Origin of the sequence: Pontibacter sp. HSC-36F09 (assembly GCF_024171605.1) — a bacterium.
In the GTDB taxonomy this organism is placed as follows: domain Bacteria; phylum Bacteroidota; class Bacteroidia; order Cytophagales; family Hymenobacteraceae; genus Pontibacter.
Map to the genome: position 1 here is coordinate 663,514 of NZ_JALKAA010000002.1, position 23,189 is coordinate 686,702.

A 23,189-nucleotide genomic window follows, 5' to 3' on the forward strand; every position below is an offset into this window, starting at 1 on the left:
CTATACCTTCGTACACTTCAAACTATACACCATCGGAATCATATTTTGCAAATGTTGGATGCGCCAGTAGCCGTCGGGGCCCTGTACGATGTGGCTGAAGCAATTGTAAGGCGAGTAGGGAAATTCGTGGAAAAGCTCCAGTTTCAGCCCTTGATTCAGCAACGCCGTGATGACTTCGCTCAGGCTGTGGTTCCAGGAATATTCCTTATACCTGATCGGAGAATCGGGCTCGGCGTAGGTGCCCGTCTGCTCTTCTATAATGGGCTCAGGAGTGTTGTGGTAGGGGTATCGCACTTGCGTAAAGTCGTTGTCAAACATCCACACCACCGGGTGGAACTCGGCCATGTAGAACGTGCCGCCCGGCTTCAGGAAATGCGCGATCACTTCGGCCCAGCGGTTTAGGTCGGGCAGCCAGCCGATCACCCCGTAGGAGGTGAACACGATATCAAATTGCCCCTGCAGGTTTTCTTTCAGATCATACACATTAGAGCACACAAAGCGGGCATTCAGCCCAAGCTCCCGGTTGAGTTTCTCCGCTTCTTTAATTGCCTCGTCCGACAGGTCTATGCCAGTGGCTTCGGCACCCAGTCGGGCCCAAGAGAGGGTGTCCTGCCCGAAGTGGCACTGCAGGTGTAGCAGGCGCTTGCCAGCAACGGGCCCCAACTCTTCCAGCTCAATGGCGTTGAGACTGGACTTTCCGGCTTTAAACCCGGCAACATCATAGAAAGCAGAGTCCTTGTGCACGGCAGTGCGCAGATTCCACGCCTGTCTGTTCGCTTCAAAATATTCCTGTTCCATCCCGTCTCTGTGTGAAATGTTTGATTAGTTAAAAGATAAAAATACGATAAATTACTTTATGTAAAATTTCCTATATTTACATTTATTCTTACATACGAACAAACCATTCTATATGAATATCACAGGGAAAGAGGGCGGTCCGATAGACCGTGACCAGGCAAAGAAATGGACAGCCAACTACAGAGCGGCTGGCCGGGGCAAAACCAACTCCCATCTGTTTGGAGCGGAAACTGTTAAGCAGCTCCTCGACCAGGAGAGGTGTGTGGCGATGCGGATCTATTATGCCCTGGATGATAACGGACAGCAGCAACTGCTGCTGGTAGGTACGGATGCCGAAGGAAATGATATGACAGAAGGCCTGATTCTGGACTTGTCAAGTCCATGCCCTCCTGACTGTTCAGTTAGCAGCGAATTAGCTGGCTAATGGAATTCTTTATTCAAAATATTTATCCCTGGCTCAGGCAAGTATCGATTTACAGTACGCTTATACCCTTTCTGATTGGGCTGTTTCTGTTTAGAAAGCATGCGTCGGTGTTTTTCAAGTTGCTTTTGCTGCTTGCGGTTTTGGGTGTAGTAGGTGAGGCCTCTCAAAAGATATCAATTATGATTGGGACGCGCAATAACCTCTGGATGTCCCATGTTTACACACCGCTGGCAGCAGGAATAATCACCGCAATTTACTACCATGCTTTCGAAAATGTTCGCTCCAAAAAGCTGGTTCTTGCTGGATTTGCTTTGCTATTGATGGTCAGTATTTTTGATGCTTTTGGACTGGAGGGCTTGGAGAAAAATAATACGTTCGCGCGTTTGGCCTCTAACTCTTTTATAATTGTGTTGGCCATTTCCTATTTTTATAAAATAGCGAACGACATGAAGACGGTATACCTGGATCGCGATCCGTTGTTTTTGCTGAGCTGTACCATCCTGATTTACTACGCCGGAACCAGCATGGCAAGTGCCCTGTTCAACCAGGCGCTGGAAGTATCGCACGATGCTGCACGCATCTGCCTTTCCGTTGTCTTTATACTGAATATTTTGTTTAACGCGGGGCAGGGATTCGTGCTAAAAAGAATGGCCGCATGATAGAAACGTTGACTCCTTTACTCATCATCACCCCGGTACTGCTGGTGCTTGCTATTGGCATTATCGTGTTCGTGTTTGCCTACCAGCGGCGCATGCTGCAGCACCAGGAGCACCTGCGCGAACTGCAGCAACTGCGCCAGCGACAAATGTTGGAGGCAGCCCTTGACGCGCAGGAAGAAGAGCGACGCCGCGTAGCCCGCGACCTGCACGACGAAGTAGGCGGTATGCTGGCTCTCATCCGGCTCAATATTGGCCAGGTAGAGCGCAAGTGTGCTGAAAATGAAGCAGCCGCTGAAACTGCCCAACGTTCCAAAGAACTGCTCGACGAAGCGATACACAGTGTTCGCCGCATCTCGCACGATCTGCTGCCAGTAGTACTCGACAAAATGGGGCTGGTGCAGGCCATCAACAGCCTGGTGCACTCGGTACCACCTGACAGTGGCCTCGAAGTGAAATTCACTCACAACCTCGAAAAATTCCGGCTCGAAGCACGGCAGGAATTGCTGCTGTTCCGCATTCTGCAGGAACTTGTGAACAATACCCTGAAGTATGCCGAGGCGAGTCTGATCACGATCAACCTGCACCACGAAGACGATAAGCTGACCCTCCGCTATACCGACAATGGCAAGGGATTCAACTACGACGCTACTCTGGATGCGGGAGGGGGAAGCAGCGGTCTGGGACTGAAGAACATGCAGAGCCGCGTGGACCTGCTAAACGGTGCCATTAACTTCTTTTCAAAGCTGGGCGCAGGTATAAAGGCTGAAATAGTTGTCCCTGTTGCATATATTATCGTTATTATTTATAACTTTGGTTTGCTAACTTAAGCTTTACTTTATGGAGCTGCAGCCACTCACACTTGCCATAGCGGATGATCATACCCTTTTCAGGAAGGGCGTAATCGAGATTCTGAAGAATTTCGAGGAGATCACGGTGATAAGTGATGCGGCCAATGGAGCAGAACTGCTTGAGAAAATAGAAGGCAACCTGCCGGATATCATCATGCTGGACCTCGAGATGCCTGATATGGATGGCATTGCCGTGGCCCGCTACGTGCTCAGCAAATACCGCAAAGTAAAGATCCTGATCGTGTCGATGTATGGGGAAGAAGAGCTGGTGAAGAAACTGCTCGACGAAGGCGTGCACGGTTACCTGCTCAAGAGCGCCGACCCTGAGGAGCTGCGCGAGGTGCTCCAATTGCTACGGAACGGTAAAACACATTACCCGGTATTCTCTCCGAATTATTTCTCGCAACGAACGCTACGATAGAAATAAAAAAGCCGCCCTTACGAGCGGCTTTTTCTATACCTGTCAGCCTACCGTCCGGATACGACTCACGGTCCACACGGCCACCACCGTGACCACACTCGCCATAATGCCCACCCAGTTGTAGTGCGTGAGCGTGCCACTGGCTGTTTCCTGCACGATAAGACCGCTCACAAAAGCCGCTATACCTGCCCCCAACTGCTGTACCGAAGAGTTGATGCTCATGAAACTGCCACGAAGCTCCGGCTCCACGCTGGAAGTAACCAGTGACATGGCCGGTACAAAACGGGCTCCAAACAGGATAAAGAAAAACGTGGAGACAATGAGTGCCAGCACCATGTCCACTGGGGGCAGGTTGGTGATGAGCAAAATCGGGATGATGGAGAGAATGGCAGCCCACCGGAAAATGAGGTGCTTGCCATACCTATCCGCTAGGCGCCCCGCCCACTGCGAAGTAAAGACTGTAGCCAGACCGCCGAACAAGTAGATGTAGCTCAGGTCACGCTCCGAAAAGCCCACGTTGGCCACCATATACGGACTGATGAAGGGCACCACCAGGAAGCCAGCCATGGTGAGGGTAACGGTGAGGGCCATGGCCCACTGCAGGTTAGGCTGCACCACCATCGCCTTGAGGGCACGGAACGGATTGCCGGGTCTGGCATTGGTCAGGTGCCCGCGCATGGCCGGCAGAAAGCGAACTGCCACCAGCAGGATAATCACACTGAGGCCCACGAGCAGGTAAAAAGGAGCGTGCCAGCTCATCTCACTGGCCAGGTATAGCCCGACCGGTATACCGGCGATTGAAGCCACCGAGAACGCTGCCATCACGCGACCGGTAGCCGCCCCCCGGCGCTGTTCAGGTATGGCATCGCCGATAATGGCCAGCACCAGTGCGCCCAAAACACCGCCAAATCCGCCAGCTACCACTCTGGCCAGTAGTAGCAACCCATAGTTAGGAGCAATAGCACAACCCAACGTTCCCACTATGAAGCCAACATACAACGCCAGCAAGGCATGCTTTCGGTCGAAGCGGTCAATGAAAAGGGCGCTCACAAAACCGGCGATGGCCGCACTAAAGGTATAGGCCGACACGAGCAAGCCAAACTCCCGGGGGGAGATGTTGAAGACTCGCATCAGCTGCGGCCCGAGCGGCATCATGATCACAAAGTCCATCATGTGCGTGAACTGGATGGCTGCCAGCAAAAAGATCAACAGGCCTTCCCGAATCTGATCTTTCGGCACCAGGGCCTCCTGAACGGAAGCGGTTATCGGAGCAGGATTGTTATCCTGAAATCTTTTCATAGTTTAAACATTGAAATCAAAACAGGGCGCCAATGTACTAATAATTTGCGTCTGCTTAGCGGTAAATTTTATTTCTGTTTGCTTTGCATTTTGAGTACCACAAAAGGTGAACGTTTCGTCGATGCAGGCATAATGTCTGATTCTAACCAAAAACCTTGTGTATACGCGATTCAACTCCCAATTGCTATACCTGCTCAGCAGATACTTCGCTATTCATGCAAACCAGCAGGTGAGTGTGGCTGGAAGTGGTTGATACTTACTGGGTACAAGACTTGTAAACCTTGGGAGTGGCACAAATGTTTTAAACTGGCAAAGTGTGTTGTGGATAGGGTATGCAGACTGAAAATACACTCACCTACGGACGACCGCGCTATAGCATTATCCGACCGAACCAAGGCTAGCATGTAACAGCGAGCCTGTACACAAAGTAGAAACGGTATGGCAAAGAAAGAGGAGGAACTGGTTTGTGAACTCTGCGGCCGGGAGGTGCAGTACCTTACGCGACACCACCTGGTGCCCCGCGAGGAGGGGGGGCGCTACGGCGCCACGGCCGAGCTGTGCCAGCCCTGTCACAGCACCCTGCACCTGACCTTTAGCAATCGCGAACTGGCCCTGCAGTACAATTCTATACCTGCGCTGCAGCAAGCCGAAGACCTGCAGAAATACCTTAAATGGGTACGTAGCAAGCGCGTTGAGCGCATCTACAACAGGCGTGGCCGCAAACGCTAAAGGTATAGTGCTTGCTAGTGTGCCTGCCGTGCTTTCAATGCAGCCTCACCTTTCTCGCGGATGGCCAGCACCAGGTTGGTCTTGAACTGCTGGAAGCCTGCCTCCAGACCGGCCGGGTAGCTGTGCGGGTTCAGCAGGCGGCGGATGCTTTCGTGCAGTTTGCCGATTTCCTCTTTGCGGTGCTCCCGGATGGCTTTCAGGTCGGGCAGCTCCTGCACAAGTTTTCCTTTGGCGAGCACAGGCTGCAGCAGGTCTTTGTAAGGAGTGCCTTCCGGAACTGCTTTGCGGCGGGTATTGTCGAGCGGATTCACGATGAGCACTTTTTCTGGAAGTGGTTCAGCTTCGTTGAAGATCATGTCTCCCACAAATCCATGTTCATCGTAAAAGCGGCGCACCTGCTGTATACCTGGGTTAGAGGTTTTTTCGAGTTGCTCCGACAGTTTCAGGGTATAGTTCCATTCCCCGTTCTCCTGTTTAAAAGCCGCCAGCTTGTACACCCCGCCCAGCGCCGGCTGGTCATAAGCCGTCACCAACTGCGTACCGATTCCCCAGACATTGATTTTGGCACCTTGCTGTTTGAGGCTGGTGACAATGTTCTCGTCGAGGTCGTTGCTGGCTACAATGTTGGTATCGGTCATGCCTGCTTCGTCGAGCAGCTTGCGGGCCTCGATGCTGAGGTAGGTCAGGTCGCCGGAGTCCAGTCGGATGCCCTTAAGCTTAAAACCAGTAGCATACAGCTTTTTGGCTACCCCAATGGCGTGGCGCACGCCTTCCAGTGTATTATAGGTGTCTACCAGAAACACCGAGTCATGGGGGAAGGCTTTGCCGTAGGCTTCAAAGGCGTCAGCTTCGCTCTCAAATGCCTGTACCCAGCTGTGGGCATGGGTGCCGCTCACCGGAATGCCAAACAGTTTGCCGGCCAGCAAATTGGAGGTGGCATCCACGCCGCCCACATAAGCGGCTCTGGCAGCGGCCAGCGATCCGTCTATACCCTGGGCACGGCGCATCCCGAACTCACTTACCAGATCATCTTTGGCTGCCTCTTTGATGCGGGCCGCTTTGGTTGCGATCAGTGTCTGAAAGTTCACGATTGTAAGCAGCGGCGTTTCCACGAGTTGCGCCTGCAGGAGCGGTCCGCGCACCCGGATCAGCGGCTCGCTCGGAAACACGACGCTTCCCTCCGGTATGGCATCCACGTCGCAGGTAAAGCGCAGGTCGCGCAGATAATCCAGGAAAGCCTGCTCAAACAGCGGCTCGTTCTGGCCGCCGCGCAGGCTGCCCAGGTAAGCCAGGTCCTCTTCCGTGAATTGCAGCTGCTGCAGATACTCCACCACATGGGCCAGTCCTGCTGCTACCGTATAACCTCCTTTAAAAGGCGCCTTGCGGAAATAGAGGTGAAAAACGGCTTCACGCTCCGCTATACCTTCCTTCCAGTAGCCGTAGGCCATGGTGAGCTGGTAGAGGTCGGTCAGGAGGGAAAGGGAACTGCGGTATAGTTGCTGGAGGGTTGTCATGTTCTGTGTGTTGATGATTTTGTAAAAAACGAAAGTCTGGGCAATTGGATGTTCCGATACCTGTTACACCTGGTATGTTGTTAAGAACACCCGAATTTAAGGGATGACTTCAGATTTAGCTATATTTAAGGCATGATAAAGCGACAGTTTATACCTTTTGCCGACGTAAAAGAGAAAAAGGCCATCATCGTGGACAGCATGCACCCCAACGGACTGGTGCTTTCACACTGGCGCGGCGCTCCCACACCGGATGAAGTGCGCGACGATACCAGCGCTGCCATGGTGCTGCATGCGCTCCGGCTCAATCTGCCGGGTTTGGAGCTGCCTTACGTCACCGCCAATCATTTCGACATCGATGGGTTTGTGGGTGTTTGGAGTTTGCTGAACCCGGAACTGGCACTGGAGAATGAAGAGCTGCTGCGCCTGATGGCCCACATTGGCGACTTTCGCGAACTGGACTTGAATCATCCGCTGGCAGGGGAGGCGCTGAAACTGGTCTGCTGGCTCAACACCCGCGAGCGCGATATGTTCTACGCCCCTTTTGCGGCTGACGAATCCGAAGAGAAAGAAGCGAAACGCTGCGTCGATAAATTCAGGTATTTCCTGCGCGAGTTCGGCCGCGTGCTCCAGGACCCTGACTGGGAAAAGCCTGTTTGGGAAGAGGAAGTGGCCGACGTACTGATCGGCTACCGCGACATGTACAAGCCCGACACCAAACTGCAGCGATTTCCCGACCTGGGCCTTATCGTAATCAATACCCAGAAACCGGTCCACTACTATGCCTTGTTCAGCCGCACCATCGGCTTCGACATCGTGCTGAGCTGCTACGAAGGCAATCGCTACGAACTGGAGTATAAGTATACCACCTGGGTGGATTTTGCTTCCAGGCCTACGCTGCCACGCATCAGCCTGAAGCCATTGGCACAGCAACTAAATGCCCTGGAAACCTCCGGCTATACCTGGACGGCGGACAATTTTACCGAAACTGGCCCACTGCTGCGCCTAGAAGGAAAGGACCTCTCGCGTACGGAGCGCTACGACCACCCGACCACCCGTGAGATTTATACCTCGTCTATTCCTGCCGATGAAATGAAGCAACTAGTTGTGGACTACTTCCGGGAAAAGTACGCAGGTATAGCCCCGAAGCGCTTCTGGACCTGGGAAGAAGTGAAGGGGCTAAACAAAGAGATTGGCAGATAGTCAAGGCTACTGTATTTTCGGGCAGAGGCTATTGTTGACGAAGGACGAAAGGTTTCTTTAGATGTGCTATTACCTAAACTATGTTCAGCCAGAAGCCTGTCTGCGCGCTCAGATGATTTTATTTTTTGACTCAAGTTCCACTTGTCAGGAGCTCTTACCATAAGCATCTAACAAAGCGCCTTCGGGTCAGGTAGAAGCAAGCGCACAGAATTTGCCTGAGATGACTCAGGTCATTTTTATTGGCCAGATTAAAGCGCATTTTTGCTTCAGCACGTATACATAGTGAATCTTTGATATAGACGCCTACCCAACCACCAAATAACATGAAAAAAATCCTTTGCCCCACCGACTTTTCTAAAACAGCTAACAAAGCGCTGGAATATGCTGTGCTCATTGCCCGGCAGTCAGGAAGCCACCTCTCCCTGCTGCATGTGGTGCACCTGCCCATCGTCGATACCTCTGAAACTGCCCTGGTGGCCAGCGAGCTGTTGGGTGAGCAGATGCGGGATGCTGAAGAAAGACTAGTAAATCTCTGTCGCGAAATTGAGGAGCGCCACGGCGCAAACCGGGGTGGGGGGTTTACCTGCGACTATATCATCAAAGAGGCCCTGCTAACTGACATAGCCGAACACCTGACCAAGACTGTCGGGTACGACCTGATCGTGATGGGTACCACGGGTGGCGGCAACGCGCTTGAGGAATTGCTGATCGGAAGCAACGCTGAGGCAGTGATGGAGCAGGTGAAATGCCCGGTATTGTCTATACCTTCCACAGCCACTCATCCGCGCATCGAGAAGATCATCTATGCTTCGGACTATGCCGCCGATGACATAGCTACCTTACGCGAAGTGCTGGACTTTGCAGCCATGTTCGGAGCCACCGTAGACGTGGTGCACGTGAACAAAGCAGGACGCACGAGCGACAAGAAAGAGAGTATTATGCAGGAAATGGCACAGGCCTTCCCGGGTGCTCCCATCCATTTTGAGGAAGTGGTGAGCAAACACCGCACCGACGGTATAAAAGAATACTACACCGCATCAGGCGGCGATATGGTGGCGATCCTGCGACGTGAAAAAGGTTTCCTGCGGGAGCTCTTCTCGCAGAGCCTGGCCGAAAAAATGACCTACCAGGCCGAAGTGCCTTTGCTGGTGTTGAAAGGCAGAAAGTAAGGATAGAACATTCATAAAAAAAGCGGCAGCTTCCTTAGGAGGCTGCCGCTTTTTTTATTCTGAAGTCAGATTAGTATTAGTTGCCAAGCCCTGTTTCCATGCGCACGGCATCTTCGTCAAAAACATAAGCCAGGTCGGCGCTGCAGGTTTCGCAGTTGTAACGGCCGAAAGCCTCCACAGCACGCGGCAGCGACAGGTTGCGGAAAGTGCTCGCGCAGCTGATTAGCACCGGGCAATCGTGTTTCTGGTGAAAAATATCTTCGCTTGGGTCCATGCAGATGTACACCCGCTTTTTCTCCAGCCCCTTAAAGGAGTAATACTCGGGCTTGGGACGGGGCTCCCGCTTCGTTGTGTCAGCAGTTGCGCTTGTCTCTTGCACGTTAGTTTGCTCTGCTTTCGCGTCGTCTGGTGACTGGCAGGCAGCCAGCGAGATGAGCAGGACACACATACCTGCCAGGGTCTTTTTGAACATATCAGTGTCTGATTGAATAGAATGCTATACCTAAAATAGGCGGAATTATTTAGGGCTGCAAGTTTTGTCAGCCCGTCTGTTGTGTTGGCGGATCGCCTCAGCTTCTGTAACCGTGATGATCTGCTCTTTGCAGCGCTTCAATACGGAGCAATTGGTGCTGTAATGGTATACGGCCGAGCCGGAGCTGTCGCAGAGGTATACCTGGCGTTTGGTGGCGCCGGCAGGCACAGGGGCTTTGCTGTTGTCTACGGGAGCAGGTTTCTGTTTGCGGAAATCCCAGGGAGCTACTGGGTTCGGGTCCTGCCACAGGCCTCGTTTAAAGCGGCGCGCATCAGCTTCCAGGTTAGCCAGCGTTTTGTCTTTGGAGTAGGCCGTGTAGTGCCAGGCAAAGCCTTCGCGCACCAGTTCTTCGTTCAGGCTGCGGCCATCGGGCAATATGATCGTGCCCACCGTGCGGCCGTAGCGGTCTTTGTTGTTTTCGATCAGGCGCACATTTTTGCCAAAGGCCAGGTCAGAGGCGAATTGCTTGGCCCGCTGGCCGAAGGCCTGGTTCTTCTCAGGTGTATCGACGCCCAAAAGGCGTACCGTAATGGTCTGCCCATTGCGCAGCAGCTCAAAGGTGTCGCCGTCTTTTACACCCACCACCCGGTCGCCAGGCACCGTCGGAGCTTCCGTTTCATGTACCATCTCCGTTTTATCCCGGGGGACTACATCTGGCCTGGTAGGGTCTTCCTGTGTCGCAGTGGCTTCGGTTGTGTTTTGCTCCACAGCACCGCGGCGCTGGCGGAATTCCTCCTGTGCTTTTTCATTGTCCTGCTTACAGGCAGGCGCAGCCAGAAGGCTGGCAAATACGAGTAGGTATAGGATGGACTTATTCATGTGGCAAAGGTGCTGCTATTCTCCTTTTACAACAAGTAGAACTATTTGTTTTTATGGAAGCCTTCAATAAAAATGGCTGCCCCTTTTCAGAGGCAGCCATTTTTATATTTCTTATAAAGCGTTAAGCTAATTGCAACTGTTCTGCTGCTTTTTCTTCTTTTTCCTGTACCGTAGGAGCATCTTCCCCTTTTTCTTCTTTCTTAACGGAGCACGGGAGTGTGAACATAAACGTGCTACCCATGCCTGGTACACTTTCCACCCAAATCGCGCCACCGTTGTGCTCTACGAAGTCTTTGCAGAGTGCCAGGCCCAGACCGCTGCCCTTTTCGTTGGCGGTACCCCTGCTGGAGTAACTGCTGGCTCCAAAAAGCTTCTGTTGCACCTCTGGGGTCATGCCTATACCGGTGTCTTTTACCGAGACCAGCACGTGGTCATCCTGCAGTCTGGCTGAAAGCGTTACTGTATCGCCGGCCTTGCAGAATTTGATGCCGTTGGAGATCAGGTTGCGGAGTACCAGTCGGATCATTTCCTTGTCGGCACAGCCTGTCAGGCTCGGATCTATCCTGTTATCCAGCACCACCTCTTTGCTGCTGGCCACTGGCTGCAGCAAGCGGATGTTCTCGTCAGCCAATTCGCGGAGTGGCAGCGGTTTCGGGTCGGCCTCGAAACCCTCCATTTGCGCCCTGGCCCAGTCGAAGAGGTTGTCGAGCATCCAGAGCACGTTCTGCTGTCCTTTCACTAAGCTGTTAAAGAGTCCTTCCTGTTTGTCGGCCGGCACTTTGCCCATGGCCATCACATGTAGCAGTCCTTTGAGCGCTACCAACGGACCACGCAGGTCGTGGGCGATGACGGAGAAGAGCTTGTCTTTGATGGTGTTGAGCTGCGTGAGTTTCTCTTTCTGTATGTTGAGCTGCTGGGCCTGTTCCGTCAGGGCTTTCTGGTGCTGGTTCAGCGCCTGGTTCTTATGCATAATCAGCTCGTTCTTCTGGGTGAGCAGCTTGTTGATGCGGCTTTGGTGCTGTCGTCCTCTGAAGAACACATAGGCCATGGCACATACCAGTAACAGCAGCGCAATCGTGAAATATTGCACAATGCTGCGTTGCTCGAGTTTGCGCAGGTTCAGTTCCTGTTCCGCGCGGAGCAATAGGTTTTCCTTGTCTTTCTGGGCTGTTTCGTACTTCACACGTTCCTGCGCAATGCGATCGGCAGCCCGTTCGTTGTGCAGGCTGTCGTTGTAGGCCGTGTGCAGTGTCAGGTAGTGGTGGGCCAACTCAAAGTTGCCCATGGCAGCGTAGATGCGGTCCAGGATGGCAGCATTCTCCCGAAGTACATACTTGCCTTCGTATGCTTTGGCAAGTTCCATGCTGGCCAACGCGTTATCGAGGGCTTTCTCGAAGTTGCCGGCTTTCAGGTATGACTCGGCTTTGCCGCGCAACACATATACCTCATCATGCTGACTGCCCAGGTCATTGGCAATCAGGTGAGCTTTATTCAGGTAGGAGAGGGCGGTCTGGAAGTCGTTTTTGCCGTTATAGGCATCTCCGATATTGATCAGCGAGATCAGGATTCCCTGTTTGTCGTTCAGCTTTTCCTGAATTGGCAGTGCCTCCCGGTAATAAACCAGTGCCAGGTCAAACTTGCCCTGGTCCAGGTATACGCCGCCAATGTTGCTCAAGGCGCTGCTCATGCGTAGGGTATCCTGTGCCGTGGTGGCAAGTGAGAGTGACTTTTTGTAAAGCGGCAGCGCCTCTTTGTGGTTGCGTTGGTCGGCGTACACATTGCCGATGTTGTTGTAGGTGGCACTCAGGTCAGAAGGATCGCCCAGCTTCTCGCGGATGCGGAGCGCCATATAGTAAAACTGAACAGCCTTGTCGATATCGCCGAGCAGGTAGTGACCGGAGCCGGTCTCATTGTAGGCCAGGGCCAGTAATTTGTCGTTACCCGCCTTCTGTGCCAATGCAACCGCCTTGTTGCCATACGCAATAGTGGTTTTCGGATTGATGCTGTTGTGTGCCTTGCTCAGTTCACAGTACAACTCTACCTTCCGGGTTATATCCTCCGTCCGGTCCAATTCAGTTTTCAAATCCTGGATCAGGATTTTTTGCTGCGGCTGCGTCAGGCTGATAAGTAGGAAAATACGAGTCAGGAATAGTAGAAGCATAAGTACCTCTCTACAGTTAGAATTACCGTAATTGATTTATTAGGAGGAAGCAATATAAGAATTTAATGGTTAATAATGCCAACCTGAATTTGTGAATATAAAGGCTGCTTGAAAAAGTGCAATTTAATTTCAAACTAAACGCTCTTACTTAGCACAGGAGGACTACACCTGCCCGATTCGTGCAGGTGTAGTCCTATGTTATGGAAAAGAAAATTATCGGCAGAATCACGCCACAACGCGAATGGAGCTTACTCCGCCGGGCTTTTTGGTTACCACAATCTGGGTGCTGATACGCTCCTTCAGTGCATCCACGTGCGATATGATCCCGATCGTTTTGCCGGCGGCATGCAGATTGTCCAGTGTTGAGATGGCGGCTTCCAGCGTGTCCGCATCTAGGGTGCCAAAGCCCTCGTCGATGAAGAGCGAGTTGATCTGGGTGCGGCGGCCAGCCAGGTCCGAAAGGCCCAGGGCCAAAGCCAGGCTCACCAGGAAACTCTCGCCTCCGGACAACGTGTTCATCGGGCGCACCGCTTCTGCCTGGTAGGTGTCGACAATCTGCAAGGCCAGGTCCTCGTCCGGCGACTTGAGGATGCGGTAGCGATCGTTGAGTTTGAGCAGGTGGCGGTTGGCCAGTTCCACGAGCCGTGCCAGGGTGAGCCCCTGCGCAAAACGACTGAACTTCGATCCGTCTGAAGACCCGATCAGGTCAGCGAGTTGGCTCCAGCGGTGGCATACCTGCTGCTGCGTCTTCAGCTGTCCAGCCAGTTCTCTGTTTTTTTCGCGCTGTCGGGTATCCTGCTCAAGTAGTTGCTGGTGACGTGCCCGCTGCGAGATCAGCTCCCGCTGCAGTGCTGTTTTCTGTTGTTGCTGCTCTTGCAGAGTCGCTATACCTTCGTCGGTCAGCTGTTTTTGTTCCATTTCTGCCAGTTCCTGTTGCACATCGCTTAGGCTTTTGCGGAGTTCGGTCAGGTGCTTCTCGGTTTGTGCTTTTTGGTTGGCCAGCCGGTCGGCTTCGTCGCGGTGCAGCAGCATTTGGCTCAGTGCCTCTATGGTTTCAATGCCTTTCTGGTGCAGCACATGGAGCAGGCCTTGTCGTAGCGCTTCCAGCACCGAGGTATTCTGTTGGTGGTTTTGCTGACATTCTTTCTGGCGGCTACGGGCTTCCTGTAACTCCTGCTGTTTTTGCAGTTGGTGACGACGGGCTTCTTCGGCATACCTGGCCCTGGCACTTAGTTCCTCACTGGCCAGCTTGCGCTCCTGATCCGGGTTTTTGTCACCAAACAAGGCATAGCGCTGTGTTTTGAGTTCTGTCAGTTGTTCATGCTCTTCTTTCAACGCCAGCTTTCGGGCATCCAGTTCTTTCTGCTTCTGGTCCTGGTTGTCTTTCAGGTTTTTTACCAACTGCTGCAATTCAATGTATTTCTCCCGCATACCTTCCAGCGCCTGTTGCTTTTGGGTATAGGAAATGGCCTGCTGATCTAAGGTTTGCACCAGATTGTGGCGCTCTTCAGCTTTGTACTGCAAGCCGAATGTAGCGGCAAAGGATTCGGTGGTTTCGGTATGCGCCTGCTGTTGCTCCTGCTCGTCCGCCAGACTTGTCTGTAGTTTCTGGAGCTGGGTTTGCAGCAGTTTGTCGGAGGCCTGTAACTGGTTAAAAGTCGACTGGGCACGCACCTGTGCTTCACGGAGCTGCTGCAGCTGCTGGTTTATACCTTCCAGTTCACGGCTAAATGCCCGGGCCTGCGCCAGTTGCTGCTGCAAGGCCGTGGCTGTTTCCTGCTGCTGCTGGAGTAGCTGAGCCAGCTGTTCCAGTTTGTCTATACCTGTTTGCTGGGGCAATCCTGCTGACACCTGTGCAAAGGTATGGCGTAGTCGCTGCAGTTCCGACTCAGCATCCGTTTTGGCTGTTTGCTCCAGCTGCTGTTTTTGTTCCAGGGAGTTGCGTTGTACCTGTAGTTGCTGCAGGTGCTGCTCCAATTCTTTTACCAGTTCCTGCTGCTTGTCACGCTTCTGCACTTCCTCGGGCAGATCGAAGGTATAGCCGTTCTCCGCAAAAGGGTGGTGGGTGGAGCCGCAAAGCGGGCAGGGCTCGTCCTGCGACAAGGTATGGCGTGCCTCCTCGTACTGCTGAATCTGCTGCTGCAATTGCACGAGTTTCTGGAGTGCCATCAGGTGTTCGCTGGCCAGGCTATACCTGTTTTTATTTTCCTGAAGCGTCGTATCTGTTTCCTGGAATTGCTGCTTCAGCAGTGTCAGGCGATTGTCCGAGAGTTGGAGTTTTTGCAGTTGTGCGTTATGTTGCTGCGCCAGTTCATGCAGACGCTCATAGCGGGCCAGCAGGGCTGGCTGCGCCTGTGCTGTCTGCTCCAACTCCTCCATGTTTTTATCGGCCAGTATACCTTGCAGGGCAGCTAGCTTTTCGGCTTTCTGCTGCTGCTGTTGCTCATGTAGCGCCTGCTGCTTTGTCTGCTGCTCCTGCAGTGCTGTAAGCTGACTGGCCTCCTGGTTCCGCTGTTGCGTCAGTTCCTGTTGCTCCTGTTGATGGCGGCGGATGCGCTGCTCCACTTCCTGCAGGTCGCGCAGCACAGCTTTGAACTCTGGCAGATGATCCCTCAAGTCCTGCAACTTCGCATTTTGTTCCAGCCAGTTTTCTATTCTGCTCTTTTCATGCGTCAGCTTTTCTAATTCGGCTTGCTTGGCCTGCAATTGTAACTGTTCCTGCTTCAGCTGTTCATCAAAAGCGATATAGGAATTTTTGTTTTTGGTATAAGACTCGCGTACGCTATTAAGCTGGTGATCAAGCCGGACTACCTGCGTCAGAATAGGGTCCAGTTTCTGAATGGCCTCTTCCTGCTGCTGAAACGCTTCGGTGGCTTCCAGTGCGATTTTCCCGGCGGCTTCCAGTTCGGTCTCCAGGGTGGGCACTCGTTTTTGCAGGGTTTGCAGCTGCTCCTGTACTTCAAGCACCTTGCTATTGGCGCTCCGGATCTCGGCCAGTTCGCCCACAAACTGATGGGCCTGCTGGTGTTGGGCAAGTTTCACGAAGTCAGGCTGCAGTTGCTGTAGTTTCTGCTCCTGCACCCCGAGAGCCTGCTCGTGTTGTTGCTGCCGTGTTTGCAATTGCGCCACTTGCTGAAGCCACTGCACCTTCGCCTGCAGTGTGGTCAGGTCTTGCTGCAGGGCAGCTTCCTGTGTTGTCAGCTCCTGTATGCTGGCTTCGTAGGCCGCACGCTGCTCTTCGGGCAATAGTTGCGTGTTCAGGAGCAGTTGCTCCAGGCTTTCGTATCTCAGTCGCTCCTGCTTGGCTTTCTCAAACGCGAACTTCGAGATGTCCGAATAAATGCCTGTATTGGTGATCTTCTCCAACAAACTGCTTCGCTCGGTCGGATTTGCCTTGAGAAAGCGGGCAAAGTCGCCCTGCGAGAGCATCACAGAACGCAGGAACTGGCTGTAGTCAAGTCCGCAGATCTCGGCCACCATAGCAGGTACTTCGCTAGGTTTCAGGTCCAGCAGTTCGTCTTTATCAAAGTCGTACAGCTCCATGTGCACGGGCTGTATCTTGCCATCGGCTTTGCCCCGGCTGCGGCGCAGGTGCCACTTCGAGCGGTATACCTTGCCACCCGCCTCAAACTCCACCTCAGCGTAACACTCTGCCGTGTGGCGGGTCATCAACTCCAGCGGGCGCTCGTTGTTATGCCGGTGCGCTTGTCCGTATAGCCCCACCGTGATCGCATCCAGTATCGTAGTCTTACCCGCGCCCGTCGGGCCGGTAATGGCAAACAGCCCCGCATCAGCCAGCGGACTCTGGTCGAAGCGGATCTCGTGCTCACCTTTCAGTGAGTTGAGGTTCAGGAAGCGTACGGCGAGGATTTTCATGGGGTGAAAAGTTTAAGCTTGTATAGGGATAATGGTGCTGCTTCTTCGTCTAAAATGCCAGGCTTGGTTTTCTTTTTAAAAGAGACCTTTTGTTGTTCCTGATCTTTCTTATCAGACTCAGAAATTGTTTATCATCCAGAAGACTAGACTGGTATCGATATATCCTGTAATCTGTGGTTATGATTTTTAAAGAGGTTTCCTGTTTCGGCAACAGCTGGGAAGAAACAGTGTCTATTCCAGTTAAATGGAATGCTTTTTTTCTCCAGGGGAAAAAATCATTTTTTACAAGTAGAAAATTATCCGAAACCATGAAGTAATGATTCTGCCATACAAGTGCGAAGTAGAACATACTGCAAAGCAAGATCAGTATACCAGTTCCTGCCAATGGATTAATAGCCCAAGGTATACCTCCTGATATTATCATCAAGAGACAAAAGATAACGACACTTAGATAACCACAATTCATAAAAGACTTGAGTGGAGAGTTTTTGAATGTGATAAAGTTCTCTAAATCGTATCTCTGAAGAATAGTCGTTTTAGTTGACTCCGGGATTTCAAATACATTTCTTTCGCCCCTAAGGTATTTATCAAGCTCATTAAGACATACCCTCAATCTGCTGCCGTTACTATAATGCTCTACAAAAAGCTTGTATTCCACTCCATTTTTCAATTTGATGGAGCTAACCTCGGCATAGGTATAGGGAACGAACAGGAAAAAGCTATTGCTGTGACTATAAATTTGTATTGATTCAATTTCCTGGATCCTTATTACTTCATTTCCAATCTTAATGGCTTCTGGGTTAATTTTGATTTTTGGTGACTTACTCCAATAGAAGTAAATAGAGTAGATAACAAAGGCGATAACTACGAGAGGAAATACAAGCGTAAAGCCAAGATCATCAATCGCTCTACCGGCATATATGTCTTTGATTAATTTGAGCAAGCCCATACCTGCGACAAACAGTAGTGGAGCTAGTAGTAGTGATAGTAGAAATAATTTATAGTTAAACCTGGTGCTGAACTCTTTATTCATCGCAATACTATCCTCTTGATTCTTTCCGTAAGTGAGAAACTAAAAACATTTTCGCTTCTCAATTTTTGTGCAGCAGCTTAGCTTATAAATTTCGATGTACTTAATGCTGCGGAGCGTGTCGAAATCAGCAATTTTCCTCCTGCCGCATCAACTCCAACAACTCCGCGAAGGTATGGCGCAACTCCGTATGGTCGCTTTCCGGGAAGGCGCTTTCGCAGCGTTTCAGGAACACGTCTTTCTCACTCAGGGTATGGAGGTCCACTTCTTCGCGCACTTCCTGCTCCAGGGTTCTTCGGGCTGTTCTGAGGATGGGCGGACGGTGGATCAGCAATTGCAGTTCGTCGCTTTTCAGTTTCAGGATTTCGTCCAGCTGCTGGTTCAGGTCAGGTATAGGGGTATCAAGTTCTACCTGCAGCTCGGCCCAGGCCGGCAAGGTATAGCTGCTGTTATCGTAAACGGCGATCTTCTGCTTCACCTCCTCGAGTTCGCCCTTAAAGCGCACCAGTTTGCGGCAGACAGGTATAGCGATCTCCTTCAGATCCGTGAGTTTTCCGTTCTCGAAATCCAGCACATAGACTACTTTCTTATCAGCAACCTCACTGAAGCTGAGCGGAATAGGGGAGCCGGAGTAGCGGATGTGATGCGCCTTGTTGACCTGCTGGGGACGGTGCAGGTGACCGAGCGCCACATAGTCGAACTCTTTAGGAAATTGATCGGCCCCGATCTGACCGAGGTTGCCCACGTGTATTTCCTTTTCGCTGTCGGAAGCGGAGCCGCCGGCGGCAAACAAATGGCCCATGGCCACCACCGGTATACCTTGTGTTTTGTAGGGTTGCAGGTGCGGCACAAAAGCGGCGTAGTGTGCGGCTATACCTTGTTTGATGCGCTGCTCGCGCTCTTCGTAGCTTTCGCCAGGTATAGAAAGGCGTATGTCGCGGTCGCGCAGGAAAGGCACGGCGCAAACCACCAGCTCCAACTGACCGTTTTCATCCCGCAGTTCGATCAGCTCGTCCAGCAATTCTCCGGTAGCGCCGCCTATCACTTTTATGTTAAAGCAGTCGAGGAGCTCTTTGGGTGCGTTGAGCGTAGAAACCGAGTCGTGGTTACCGCCTGTGATGATAATGTGGCGGCAACAGGTAGCGCATACCCTAGTCAGGAAGGTATAATATTGTTTGAGGGCCGTGTTGGAGGGAGCGCCGGTGTCGAAGACGTCGCCGGCCATCAGAAGCACCTCAATCTTTTCGGTTTCAATGGTTTGCAGGAGCCAATCCAGGAAATGCTGGTGTTCTTCGGTTCGTTCGAGGTTGACGAGTCGCTGGCCGAGGTGCCAGTCTGAAGTGTGTAGTATGCGCATATCCCTGTTCCTTTCTCCTTTGCACCACAAGTTACATTAAGGTATACCTATACTGCAAGTTTGTGATATAAATTTTTCCGGATCAGGTATAGCGCTTTTGCTATATAAATGGAGGTATACAGGGTTTGGTAGCTTACTGATTAATCCAGATCAGGGCATCCTTTTGGTTGGAGAAATTTTTGAATAAAAACCGGTTGATGTTTTGTGCTTCTGCGCGGGTGGCGACTGCCTCGAGGGCTATTTTGGAGAAAAGGCTGCTTGGTAATATTCTGGCCAATTTATGAAGTGAAGTCTGGGAGAGCAGTTCATAGAAACTTGTCGACATCCAGTCTTTGGTAGAGGTGTCCAGCAAAGTCAGCCGTTCTGCGTTGGCTACTGCCCTGGTGATGCCTGTATCACGAAGTGCTTCATAGAGCTTGGTGCCGCCCGTAATCATTTCGCTTTGAGTTACTCCCCGCAGCCACTCAGCCATCAATAAATCATTCTTCTTATCAACTTCTATTTTGTAGAAATCCGAAGAGTATATAGTTTGAAAAGAGGAATGTTTTAACAACATGATAACAGATAAATCATGTAAAGGTACGTGAAAATACTAGTTGACAGTCACGCTGCGTACCAATTTTAACTATTATTCTTTCACCGGAAGACCAGCTGATTTAAGGTCTTGATACCCACCGATGTTATAAACGTTTTTAAAGCCGGCTTCTTCCATCAGTTTGGCTGCTTTGCCGCTTCGGTTTCCGCTGGCGCAGTACAGGTAGTAGGTTTTGTTTTTGTCCCAAGTCTGCATTTCTTTTTCAAACTGGCCGCTCAGGAAGTCGGCGTGCTGGGTGTTTTCGAGGTGTCCCGCTTCAAACTCAGTAGGAGTGCGCACATCAACCAGCATAACTTCTTGGTTGTCGATCTTTTCATGGTGGGCTTTGTATTCGGTGGCAGAAATAGTTTTGACTTTTGCGTCGCCTTGCTGTGGGCTGGTGCAGCTCATCAGGCTAGCTGCCATTATGGTGATTAGGAATAGTTTCATGGAGAATTCGGGTTAACCTATGTTATTGTAAACGTAAGCAAGCATTTTTTGGTGCGCCGGCTCTTTCCAGAGTTCGATTCAAAAAGTAAGTATATGAAAATAATTTCATTTTACTATGCATTCTAACCAGCTTCTTGTACAGGTTTGCAGCCTTTGATGCAATCAATGATGTCAGAGATGCTGGAGTCAGTGAGAAAATAAAATACATTTTTCCCCTGTCGGCGGGTTTCCACCAGACCTTTGTCGCGCATGTTGGTGAGGTGATGCGAGAGGAGCGACTGTTCGATTTCCAGCACTTCCTGTAACTGACTCACGGTGAGTTGGTCTTCCTGCTCCAGCAGATCAATGATGCTGATGCGCACCGGATGCGCCACGCATTTGAGCACATAGGCCGTTCGTTCCAGCTTTTTCTTTTCTACCCTTACTTTCAGGTCGGTCATGGGAGTTCGAATAATAGGTAATTACAATACATGATCATTTATTCATGTATAAATTTTAATACAATTTTAAACCGCTTTAGGTTCCGGTGAAGTTGGCTGTAGCACAGGTATATCGAAACGGGTCAGGTATAGCGGAAAAAGTATATGCGTGACCTGGTAAGTATGTGAGGCGGGTATAGATTTAATCAGGTTTCCTGAAACAGGAAAAGCCGGCACGGGGCCGGCTTTTCCATAGCACAAAATTATGGTGTCATCTTAGTGGGCTTGCACACCGCCTGTGTGGGCGCTTACATCAACGCCCAGGCCTTGCGCTATACCTAGTCCGAGACCGATATCGGCGCGGAAGAAGTGACACAGTTGACGGTTTATAATCTCTGCCCGCTTCGGTCCGTCTATACCTTGCATGGCTCCCACGATATTACTGATGGTGTTTTTCTTCTCCTCCGGCGTCATCAAACGGAACAGGTCACCCGGCTGGGTATAGTGGTCGTTCTCGCCTTCGGCGTTACGGTCGTACCAGTCGGCTACCACGTTGCTGCCCAGGTTTTGAGCAGGCTCTTTGTAAGTTTCGTCTGCTTTGATGTTGTCGAAAGAGTTCGGGAAATAATTTGGTGCGCTGCCGCCATTGCCATCCACCCGCATGGCACCGTCGCGTTGGTAGTTGTTCACTGCAAACGGGCAACGGTTTACCGGAATCTGCTCGTAATTTGCCCCGATGCGGTAGCGCTGCGCATCCGGGTACGACAGGATGCGGCCCTGCAGCATGCGGTCCGGCGAGAAGCCGATGCCATCCACGAGGTGGGCCGGTGCAAAAGCTGCCTGCTCCACGTGCGCAAAGTAGTTGTCCGGAACTTCGTTCAGCTCCAGCACGCCCACATCAATCAGCGGATAGTCTTTCTGCGACCATACCTTGGTCAGGTCAAATGGATTCCACTTGTAGTTTGCTGCCTCGGCTTCCGGCATGATCTGTACTTTCAGAGCCCAGCGTGGGAAGTCGCCTCTATCGATGGCTTCTACCAAATCGCGCTGCGCGTGGTCCGGGTCCATACCTTTCATCACGGTGGCTTCTGAATCTGTGAAATTCTGGATGCCTTGCAGTGTCTTGAAATGGAATTTTACGAAGTAGCGCTCGTTTTCGTGGTTAATAAAAGAGAAGGTATGGCTACCAAAACCATGCATGTGGCGGTAAGAAAACGGCGTGCCACGGTCGCTCATCAAAATCATTACCTGGTGCAAACTTTCCGGGTTCAGTGACCAGAAATCCCATACCATGGTTGCGCTTTTGGTGTTGGTGCGCGGATCGCGTTTCTGGGTATGAATAAAGTCAGGGAATTTTTTCGGGTCCTTGATGAAGAACACCGGCGTGTTGTTGCCCACCAGATCCCAGTTACCTTCTTCGGTATAAAACTTTACGGCAAAACCACGCGGATCGCGCTCAGAGTCTGCACTGCCTTTTTCGCCGCCAACAGTAGAGAAGCGCAGGAACACGCGGGTTTCTTTGCCTATCTCGCTGAACAATCTGGCTTTGGTATACCTGGTGATATCGTGGGTAACGGTAAAGGTGCCGTATGCGCCGGTGCCTTTGGCATGTACCACGCGCTCCGGGGTACGCTCACGGTTGAAGTGCGCCAGTTTTTCGTGCAGGATATAGTCTTCGAGCAGGATCGGGCCGCGTGGACCGGCGGTCATGCTGTTTTCGTGCTCGTAATATGGTTTGCCGGAGGCAGTAGTCAGTTTCTGATTTGGGTTCTCGGTGTTCATATAGCGAAGGGTTTTGAGGTTTCTGCTGAATTGTTGCCTCAAAAGTATAGCCCTATGATATATAGATCAAATCGATTGATTTTATGATGCGATAGTTTTCGTTTATAACATGGCAAGGTTAACCCAGACCGTAGATTACGGCCAGTGAAACTACCGAAATGATCAGCCACAAAATAACGCCCTGCCAGAAAGGTTTCGCGCTGATTGCTTTCAAGGCACTAAGGCTAATGTTGGCACCGATCAGGAAAAGGCTGAGCAAAAGTCCTTTTTTGGCTAGTAGCACAATGGTGGGAGAAACCACCTCAACAGCAGGTATAAATGTGCTGATGACCGAGGCCAATACGAAAAGCAGAATGAAGGTCGGTATGCTCAGTTTCTTTTTTCCGTCTTTGAACATTAAACCGGAAACCAGCACCAGCGGCACGATCCAAAGTGCGCGGGTGAGTTTAAGCGTGGTCGCAATTCGCAGGGCTTCGTCGCCGTAGCGGGTGGCGGCGCCTACTACCGAACTGGTATCATGTATAGCAATGGCCGCCCAGGTGCCAAACTGCTCCTGGGAAAGTCCGAGGGCATTTCCGATGGGTGGAAAAATGAAAAGCGCTACCGCATTCAAAACAAACACAATACCGAGCGCTACAGAAATTTCCTGATCGTTTGCCTTGATGGCCGGCGCCACCGCTGCAATGGCGCTGCCTCCGCAGATAGCCGTGCCCGACGAAACCAGGTGCGTGAGGCGCGGAGGGGTATAGAACAGCTTGCCCAGTAACAGGCCGATCAGCATGGTAGCGGCCAGCGAAACTAAGGTATAGACAATACCCATCAGTCCGGTTTCAGCCACCTGATACAGGTCTATGCCGAAGCCCAGGCCTACCACCGCCGCCTGTAACAGGTATTTCGAAATTTTGCCGGTACGCGCCTTAAACGGATTACCCAACAGCAGCCCGACAACTAATCCGGCCGCCAGAGCCATGGCTGAATTGAGCAACGATGTGAACAGAATCAGAAGAACAAAGGCTATGAAGATCGTTTTCTGGAATAGGGGAGATGAGAGCGGAAAAAGTTTGGACATGCTTCGGGTGGCGTTTGGCTGATCGCTGACAAATTTACGCTTCTTTATTACTTTAGATA

The 23,189-nt window shown here is 51.6% G+C and carries 21 protein-coding genes and 1 pseudogene; 8 read left to right on the forward strand and 14 right to left on the reverse strand.

Translation table 11 applies throughout. The features are described from left to right. A complete protein-coding gene (locus L1278_RS08865) occupies nt 1-798 on the reverse strand; it encodes a bifunctional 2-polyprenyl-6-hydroxyphenol methylase/3-demethylubiquinol 3-O-methyltransferase UbiG (RefSeq protein ID WP_253402986.1) in 798 nt (265 codons plus the stop codon). Nucleotides 799-910: 112 nt separating this feature from the next. Here L1278_RS08865 and L1278_RS08870 point away from each other — a divergent pair, with 112 nt between their 5' ends. The 4 genes from L1278_RS08870 to L1278_RS08885 all read left to right on the forward strand — a co-directional run bounded on the left by L1278_RS08870 (nt 911) and on the right by L1278_RS08885 (nt 3,150). Next, nucleotides 911-1,222, forward strand: coding sequence for a hypothetical protein (locus L1278_RS08870; protein WP_253402988.1), 312 nt, complete (start codon nt 911-913; stop codon nt 1,220-1,222). A gap of 179 nt (nt 1,223-1,401) precedes the next feature. Next, complete coding sequence (locus L1278_RS08875) at nt 1,402-1,881, forward strand: hypothetical protein (RefSeq protein ID WP_253402990.1); 480 nt, start codon at nt 1,402-1,404, stop codon at nt 1,879-1,881. Beyond that, nucleotides 1,878-2,708, forward strand: a complete 831-nt coding sequence (locus L1278_RS08880) for a sensor histidine kinase (protein ID WP_253402992.1) — start codon at nt 1,878-1,880, stop codon at nt 2,706-2,708. Before L1278_RS08875 ends, L1278_RS08880 begins: the two co-directional genes overlap by 4 nt. A 10-nt stretch (nt 2,709-2,718) precedes the next feature. After that, nucleotides 2,719-3,150 (forward strand): response regulator transcription factor, encoded by a 432-nt coding sequence (locus tag L1278_RS08885; protein WP_253402994.1) that lies wholly within the window; start codon nt 2,719-2,721, stop codon nt 3,148-3,150. Between the two features lie 42 nt (nt 3,151-3,192). Here L1278_RS08885 and L1278_RS08890 read toward each other — a convergent pair whose 3' ends face one another. Continuing rightward, nucleotides 3,193-4,449, reverse strand: coding sequence for an MFS transporter (locus L1278_RS08890; protein ID WP_253402996.1), 1,257 nt, complete (start codon nt 4,447-4,449; stop codon nt 3,193-3,195). Nucleotides 4,450-4,887: 438 nt separating this feature from the next. On the opposite strand from L1278_RS08890, the gene L1278_RS08895 reads away from it, so the two are divergent. Further along, nucleotides 4,888-5,178, forward strand: a complete 291-nt coding sequence (locus L1278_RS08895) for an HNH endonuclease (RefSeq protein ID WP_253402998.1) — start codon at nt 4,888-4,890, stop codon at nt 5,176-5,178. A 14-nt stretch (nt 5,179-5,192) separates the two neighbouring features. On the opposite strand, the gene L1278_RS08900 is transcribed toward L1278_RS08895, so the two are convergent. Then, the gene (locus L1278_RS08900; RefSeq protein WP_253403000.1) at nt 5,193-6,692 is read right to left on the reverse strand and encodes a nicotinate phosphoribosyltransferase; all 1,500 of its coding nucleotides are present in this window, start codon (nt 6,690-6,692) and stop codon (nt 5,193-5,195) included. A gap of 132 nt (nt 6,693-6,824) precedes the next feature. On the opposite strand from L1278_RS08900, the gene L1278_RS08905 reads away from it, so the two are divergent. Then, a complete protein-coding gene (locus L1278_RS08905; protein WP_253403002.1) occupies nt 6,825-7,892 on the forward strand; it encodes a DUF6687 family protein in 1,068 nt (355 codons plus the stop codon). 323 nt (nt 7,893-8,215) lie between these two features. Continuing rightward, entirely contained in the window at nt 8,216-9,061 is an 846-nt protein-coding gene (locus tag L1278_RS08910; protein WP_253403004.1) for a universal stress protein, read from the forward strand. A gap of 76 nt (nt 9,062-9,137) precedes the next feature. On the opposite strand, the gene L1278_RS08915 is transcribed toward L1278_RS08910, so the two are convergent. Continuing rightward, nucleotides 9,138-9,533, reverse strand: a complete 396-nt coding sequence (locus L1278_RS08915; RefSeq protein WP_253403006.1) for a hypothetical protein — start codon at nt 9,531-9,533, stop codon at nt 9,138-9,140. Between the two features lie 211 nt (nt 9,534-9,744). Here L1278_RS08915 and mprA point away from each other — a divergent pair, with 211 nt between their 5' ends. Beyond that, nucleotides 9,745-9,903 carry an MprA protease, GlyGly-CTERM protein-sorting domain-containing form gene (mprA, locus tag L1278_RS19640; protein ID WP_371927346.1) on the forward strand — a complete coding sequence of 53 codons (159 nt, stop codon included), beginning with the start codon at nt 9,745-9,747 and terminating at the stop codon, nt 9,901-9,903. Here mprA and L1278_RS08920 read toward each other — a convergent pair. The 10 genes and pseudogenes from L1278_RS08920 to L1278_RS08965 all read right to left on the reverse strand — a co-directional run. Then, nucleotides 9,843-10,412: pseudogene (locus tag L1278_RS08920) on the reverse strand (thermonuclease family protein); the annotation flags it as partial. The gene mprA and the pseudogene L1278_RS08920 overlap by 61 nt on opposite strands. A gap of 121 nt (nt 10,413-10,533) precedes the next feature. Next, complete coding sequence (locus L1278_RS08925) at nt 10,534-12,573, reverse strand: tetratricopeptide repeat protein (RefSeq protein ID WP_253403009.1); 2,040 nt, start codon at nt 12,571-12,573, stop codon at nt 10,534-10,536. 225 nt (nt 12,574-12,798) lie between these two features. Then, entirely contained in the window at nt 12,799-16,449 is a 3,651-nt protein-coding gene (locus L1278_RS08930) for an AAA family ATPase (protein ID WP_253403011.1), read from the reverse strand. 49 nt (nt 16,450-16,498) lie between these two features. Next, nucleotides 16,499-17,482: a hypothetical protein gene (locus L1278_RS08935; RefSeq protein WP_253403012.1), complete on the reverse strand. Its 984-nt coding sequence runs from the start codon at nt 17,480-17,482 to the stop codon at nt 16,499-16,501. A gap of 124 nt (nt 17,483-17,606) precedes the next feature. Then, nucleotides 17,607-18,836: an exonuclease SbcCD subunit D C-terminal domain-containing protein gene (locus L1278_RS08940; protein ID WP_253403014.1), complete on the reverse strand. Its 1,230-nt coding sequence runs from the start codon at nt 18,834-18,836 to the stop codon at nt 17,607-17,609. A 133-nt stretch (nt 18,837-18,969) separates the two neighbouring features. After that, on the reverse strand, nt 18,970-19,308 hold the full coding sequence (locus L1278_RS08945) for a hypothetical protein (protein ID WP_253403017.1): 339 nt from the start codon (nt 19,306-19,308) through the stop codon (nt 18,970-18,972). Between the two features lie 156 nt (nt 19,309-19,464). Continuing rightward, complete coding sequence (locus tag L1278_RS08950) at nt 19,465-19,860, reverse strand: rhodanese-like domain-containing protein (protein ID WP_253403018.1); 396 nt, start codon at nt 19,858-19,860, stop codon at nt 19,465-19,467. A gap of 122 nt (nt 19,861-19,982) precedes the next feature. Continuing rightward, on the reverse strand, nt 19,983-20,300 hold the full coding sequence (locus L1278_RS08955) for a helix-turn-helix transcriptional regulator (RefSeq protein ID WP_253403020.1): 318 nt from the start codon (nt 20,298-20,300) through the stop codon (nt 19,983-19,985). Between the two features lie 255 nt (nt 20,301-20,555). Continuing rightward, a complete protein-coding gene (locus L1278_RS08960) occupies nt 20,556-22,061 on the reverse strand; it encodes a catalase (RefSeq protein WP_253403022.1) in 1,506 nt (501 codons plus the stop codon). Between the two features lie 118 nt (nt 22,062-22,179). Beyond that, nucleotides 22,180-23,130: a YeiH family protein gene (locus tag L1278_RS08965; RefSeq protein WP_253403024.1), complete on the reverse strand. Its 951-nt coding sequence runs from the start codon at nt 23,128-23,130 to the stop codon at nt 22,180-22,182. Nucleotides 23,131-23,189: the final 59 nt, after the last annotated feature.

Coding starts and splice junctions, on each gene's coding strand:
- L1278_RS08865 (WP_253402986.1), bottom strand. CDS start 798: ATGGAACAGGAATATTTTGAAGCGAACAGACAGGCGTGGAATCTGCGC.
- L1278_RS08870 (WP_253402988.1), top strand. CDS start 911: ATGAATATCACAGGGAAAGAGGGCGGTCCGATAGACCGTGACCAGGCA.
- L1278_RS08875 (WP_253402990.1), top strand. CDS start 1,402: ATGATTGGGACGCGCAATAACCTCTGGATGTCCCATGTTTACACACCG.
- L1278_RS08880 (WP_253402992.1), top strand. CDS start 1,878: ATGATAGAAACGTTGACTCCTTTACTCATCATCACCCCGGTACTGCTG.
- L1278_RS08885 (WP_253402994.1), top strand. CDS start 2,719: ATGGAGCTGCAGCCACTCACACTTGCCATAGCGGATGATCATACCCTT.
- L1278_RS08890 (WP_253402996.1), bottom strand. CDS start 4,449: ATGAAAAGATTTCAGGATAACAATCCTGCTCCGATAACCGCTTCCGTT.
- L1278_RS08895 (WP_253402998.1), top strand. CDS start 4,888: ATGGCAAAGAAAGAGGAGGAACTGGTTTGTGAACTCTGCGGCCGGGAG.
- L1278_RS08900 (WP_253403000.1), bottom strand. CDS start 6,692: ATGACAACCCTCCAGCAACTATACCGCAGTTCCCTTTCCCTCCTGACC.
- L1278_RS08905 (WP_253403002.1), top strand. CDS start 6,825: ATGATAAAGCGACAGTTTATACCTTTTGCCGACGTAAAAGAGAAAAAG.
- L1278_RS08910 (WP_253403004.1), top strand. CDS start 8,216: ATGAAAAAAATCCTTTGCCCCACCGACTTTTCTAAAACAGCTAACAAA.
- L1278_RS08915 (WP_253403006.1), bottom strand. CDS start 9,533: ATGTTCAAAAAGACCCTGGCAGGTATGTGTGTCCTGCTCATCTCGCTG.
- L1278_RS08925 (WP_253403009.1), bottom strand. CDS start 12,573: ATGCTTCTACTATTCCTGACTCGTATTTTCCTACTTATCAGCCTGACG.
- L1278_RS08930 (WP_253403011.1), bottom strand. CDS start 16,449: ATGAAAATCCTCGCCGTACGCTTCCTGAACCTCAACTCACTGAAAGGT.
- L1278_RS08935 (WP_253403012.1), bottom strand. CDS start 17,482: ATGAATAAAGAGTTCAGCACCAGGTTTAACTATAAATTATTTCTACTA.
- L1278_RS08940 (WP_253403014.1), bottom strand. CDS start 18,836: ATGCGCATACTACACACTTCAGACTGGCACCTCGGCCAGCGACTCGTC.
- L1278_RS08945 (WP_253403017.1), bottom strand. CDS start 19,308: ATGGCTGAGTGGCTGCGGGGAGTAACTCAAAGCGAAATGATTACGGGC.
- L1278_RS08950 (WP_253403018.1), bottom strand. CDS start 19,860: ATGAAACTATTCCTAATCACCATAATGGCAGCTAGCCTGATGAGCTGC.
- L1278_RS08955 (WP_253403020.1), bottom strand. CDS start 20,300: ATGACCGACCTGAAAGTAAGGGTAGAAAAGAAAAAGCTGGAACGAACG.
- L1278_RS08960 (WP_253403022.1), bottom strand. CDS start 22,061: ATGAACACCGAGAACCCAAATCAGAAACTGACTACTGCCTCCGGCAAA.
- L1278_RS08965 (WP_253403024.1), bottom strand. CDS start 23,130: ATGTCCAAACTTTTTCCGCTCTCATCTCCCCTATTCCAGAAAACGATC.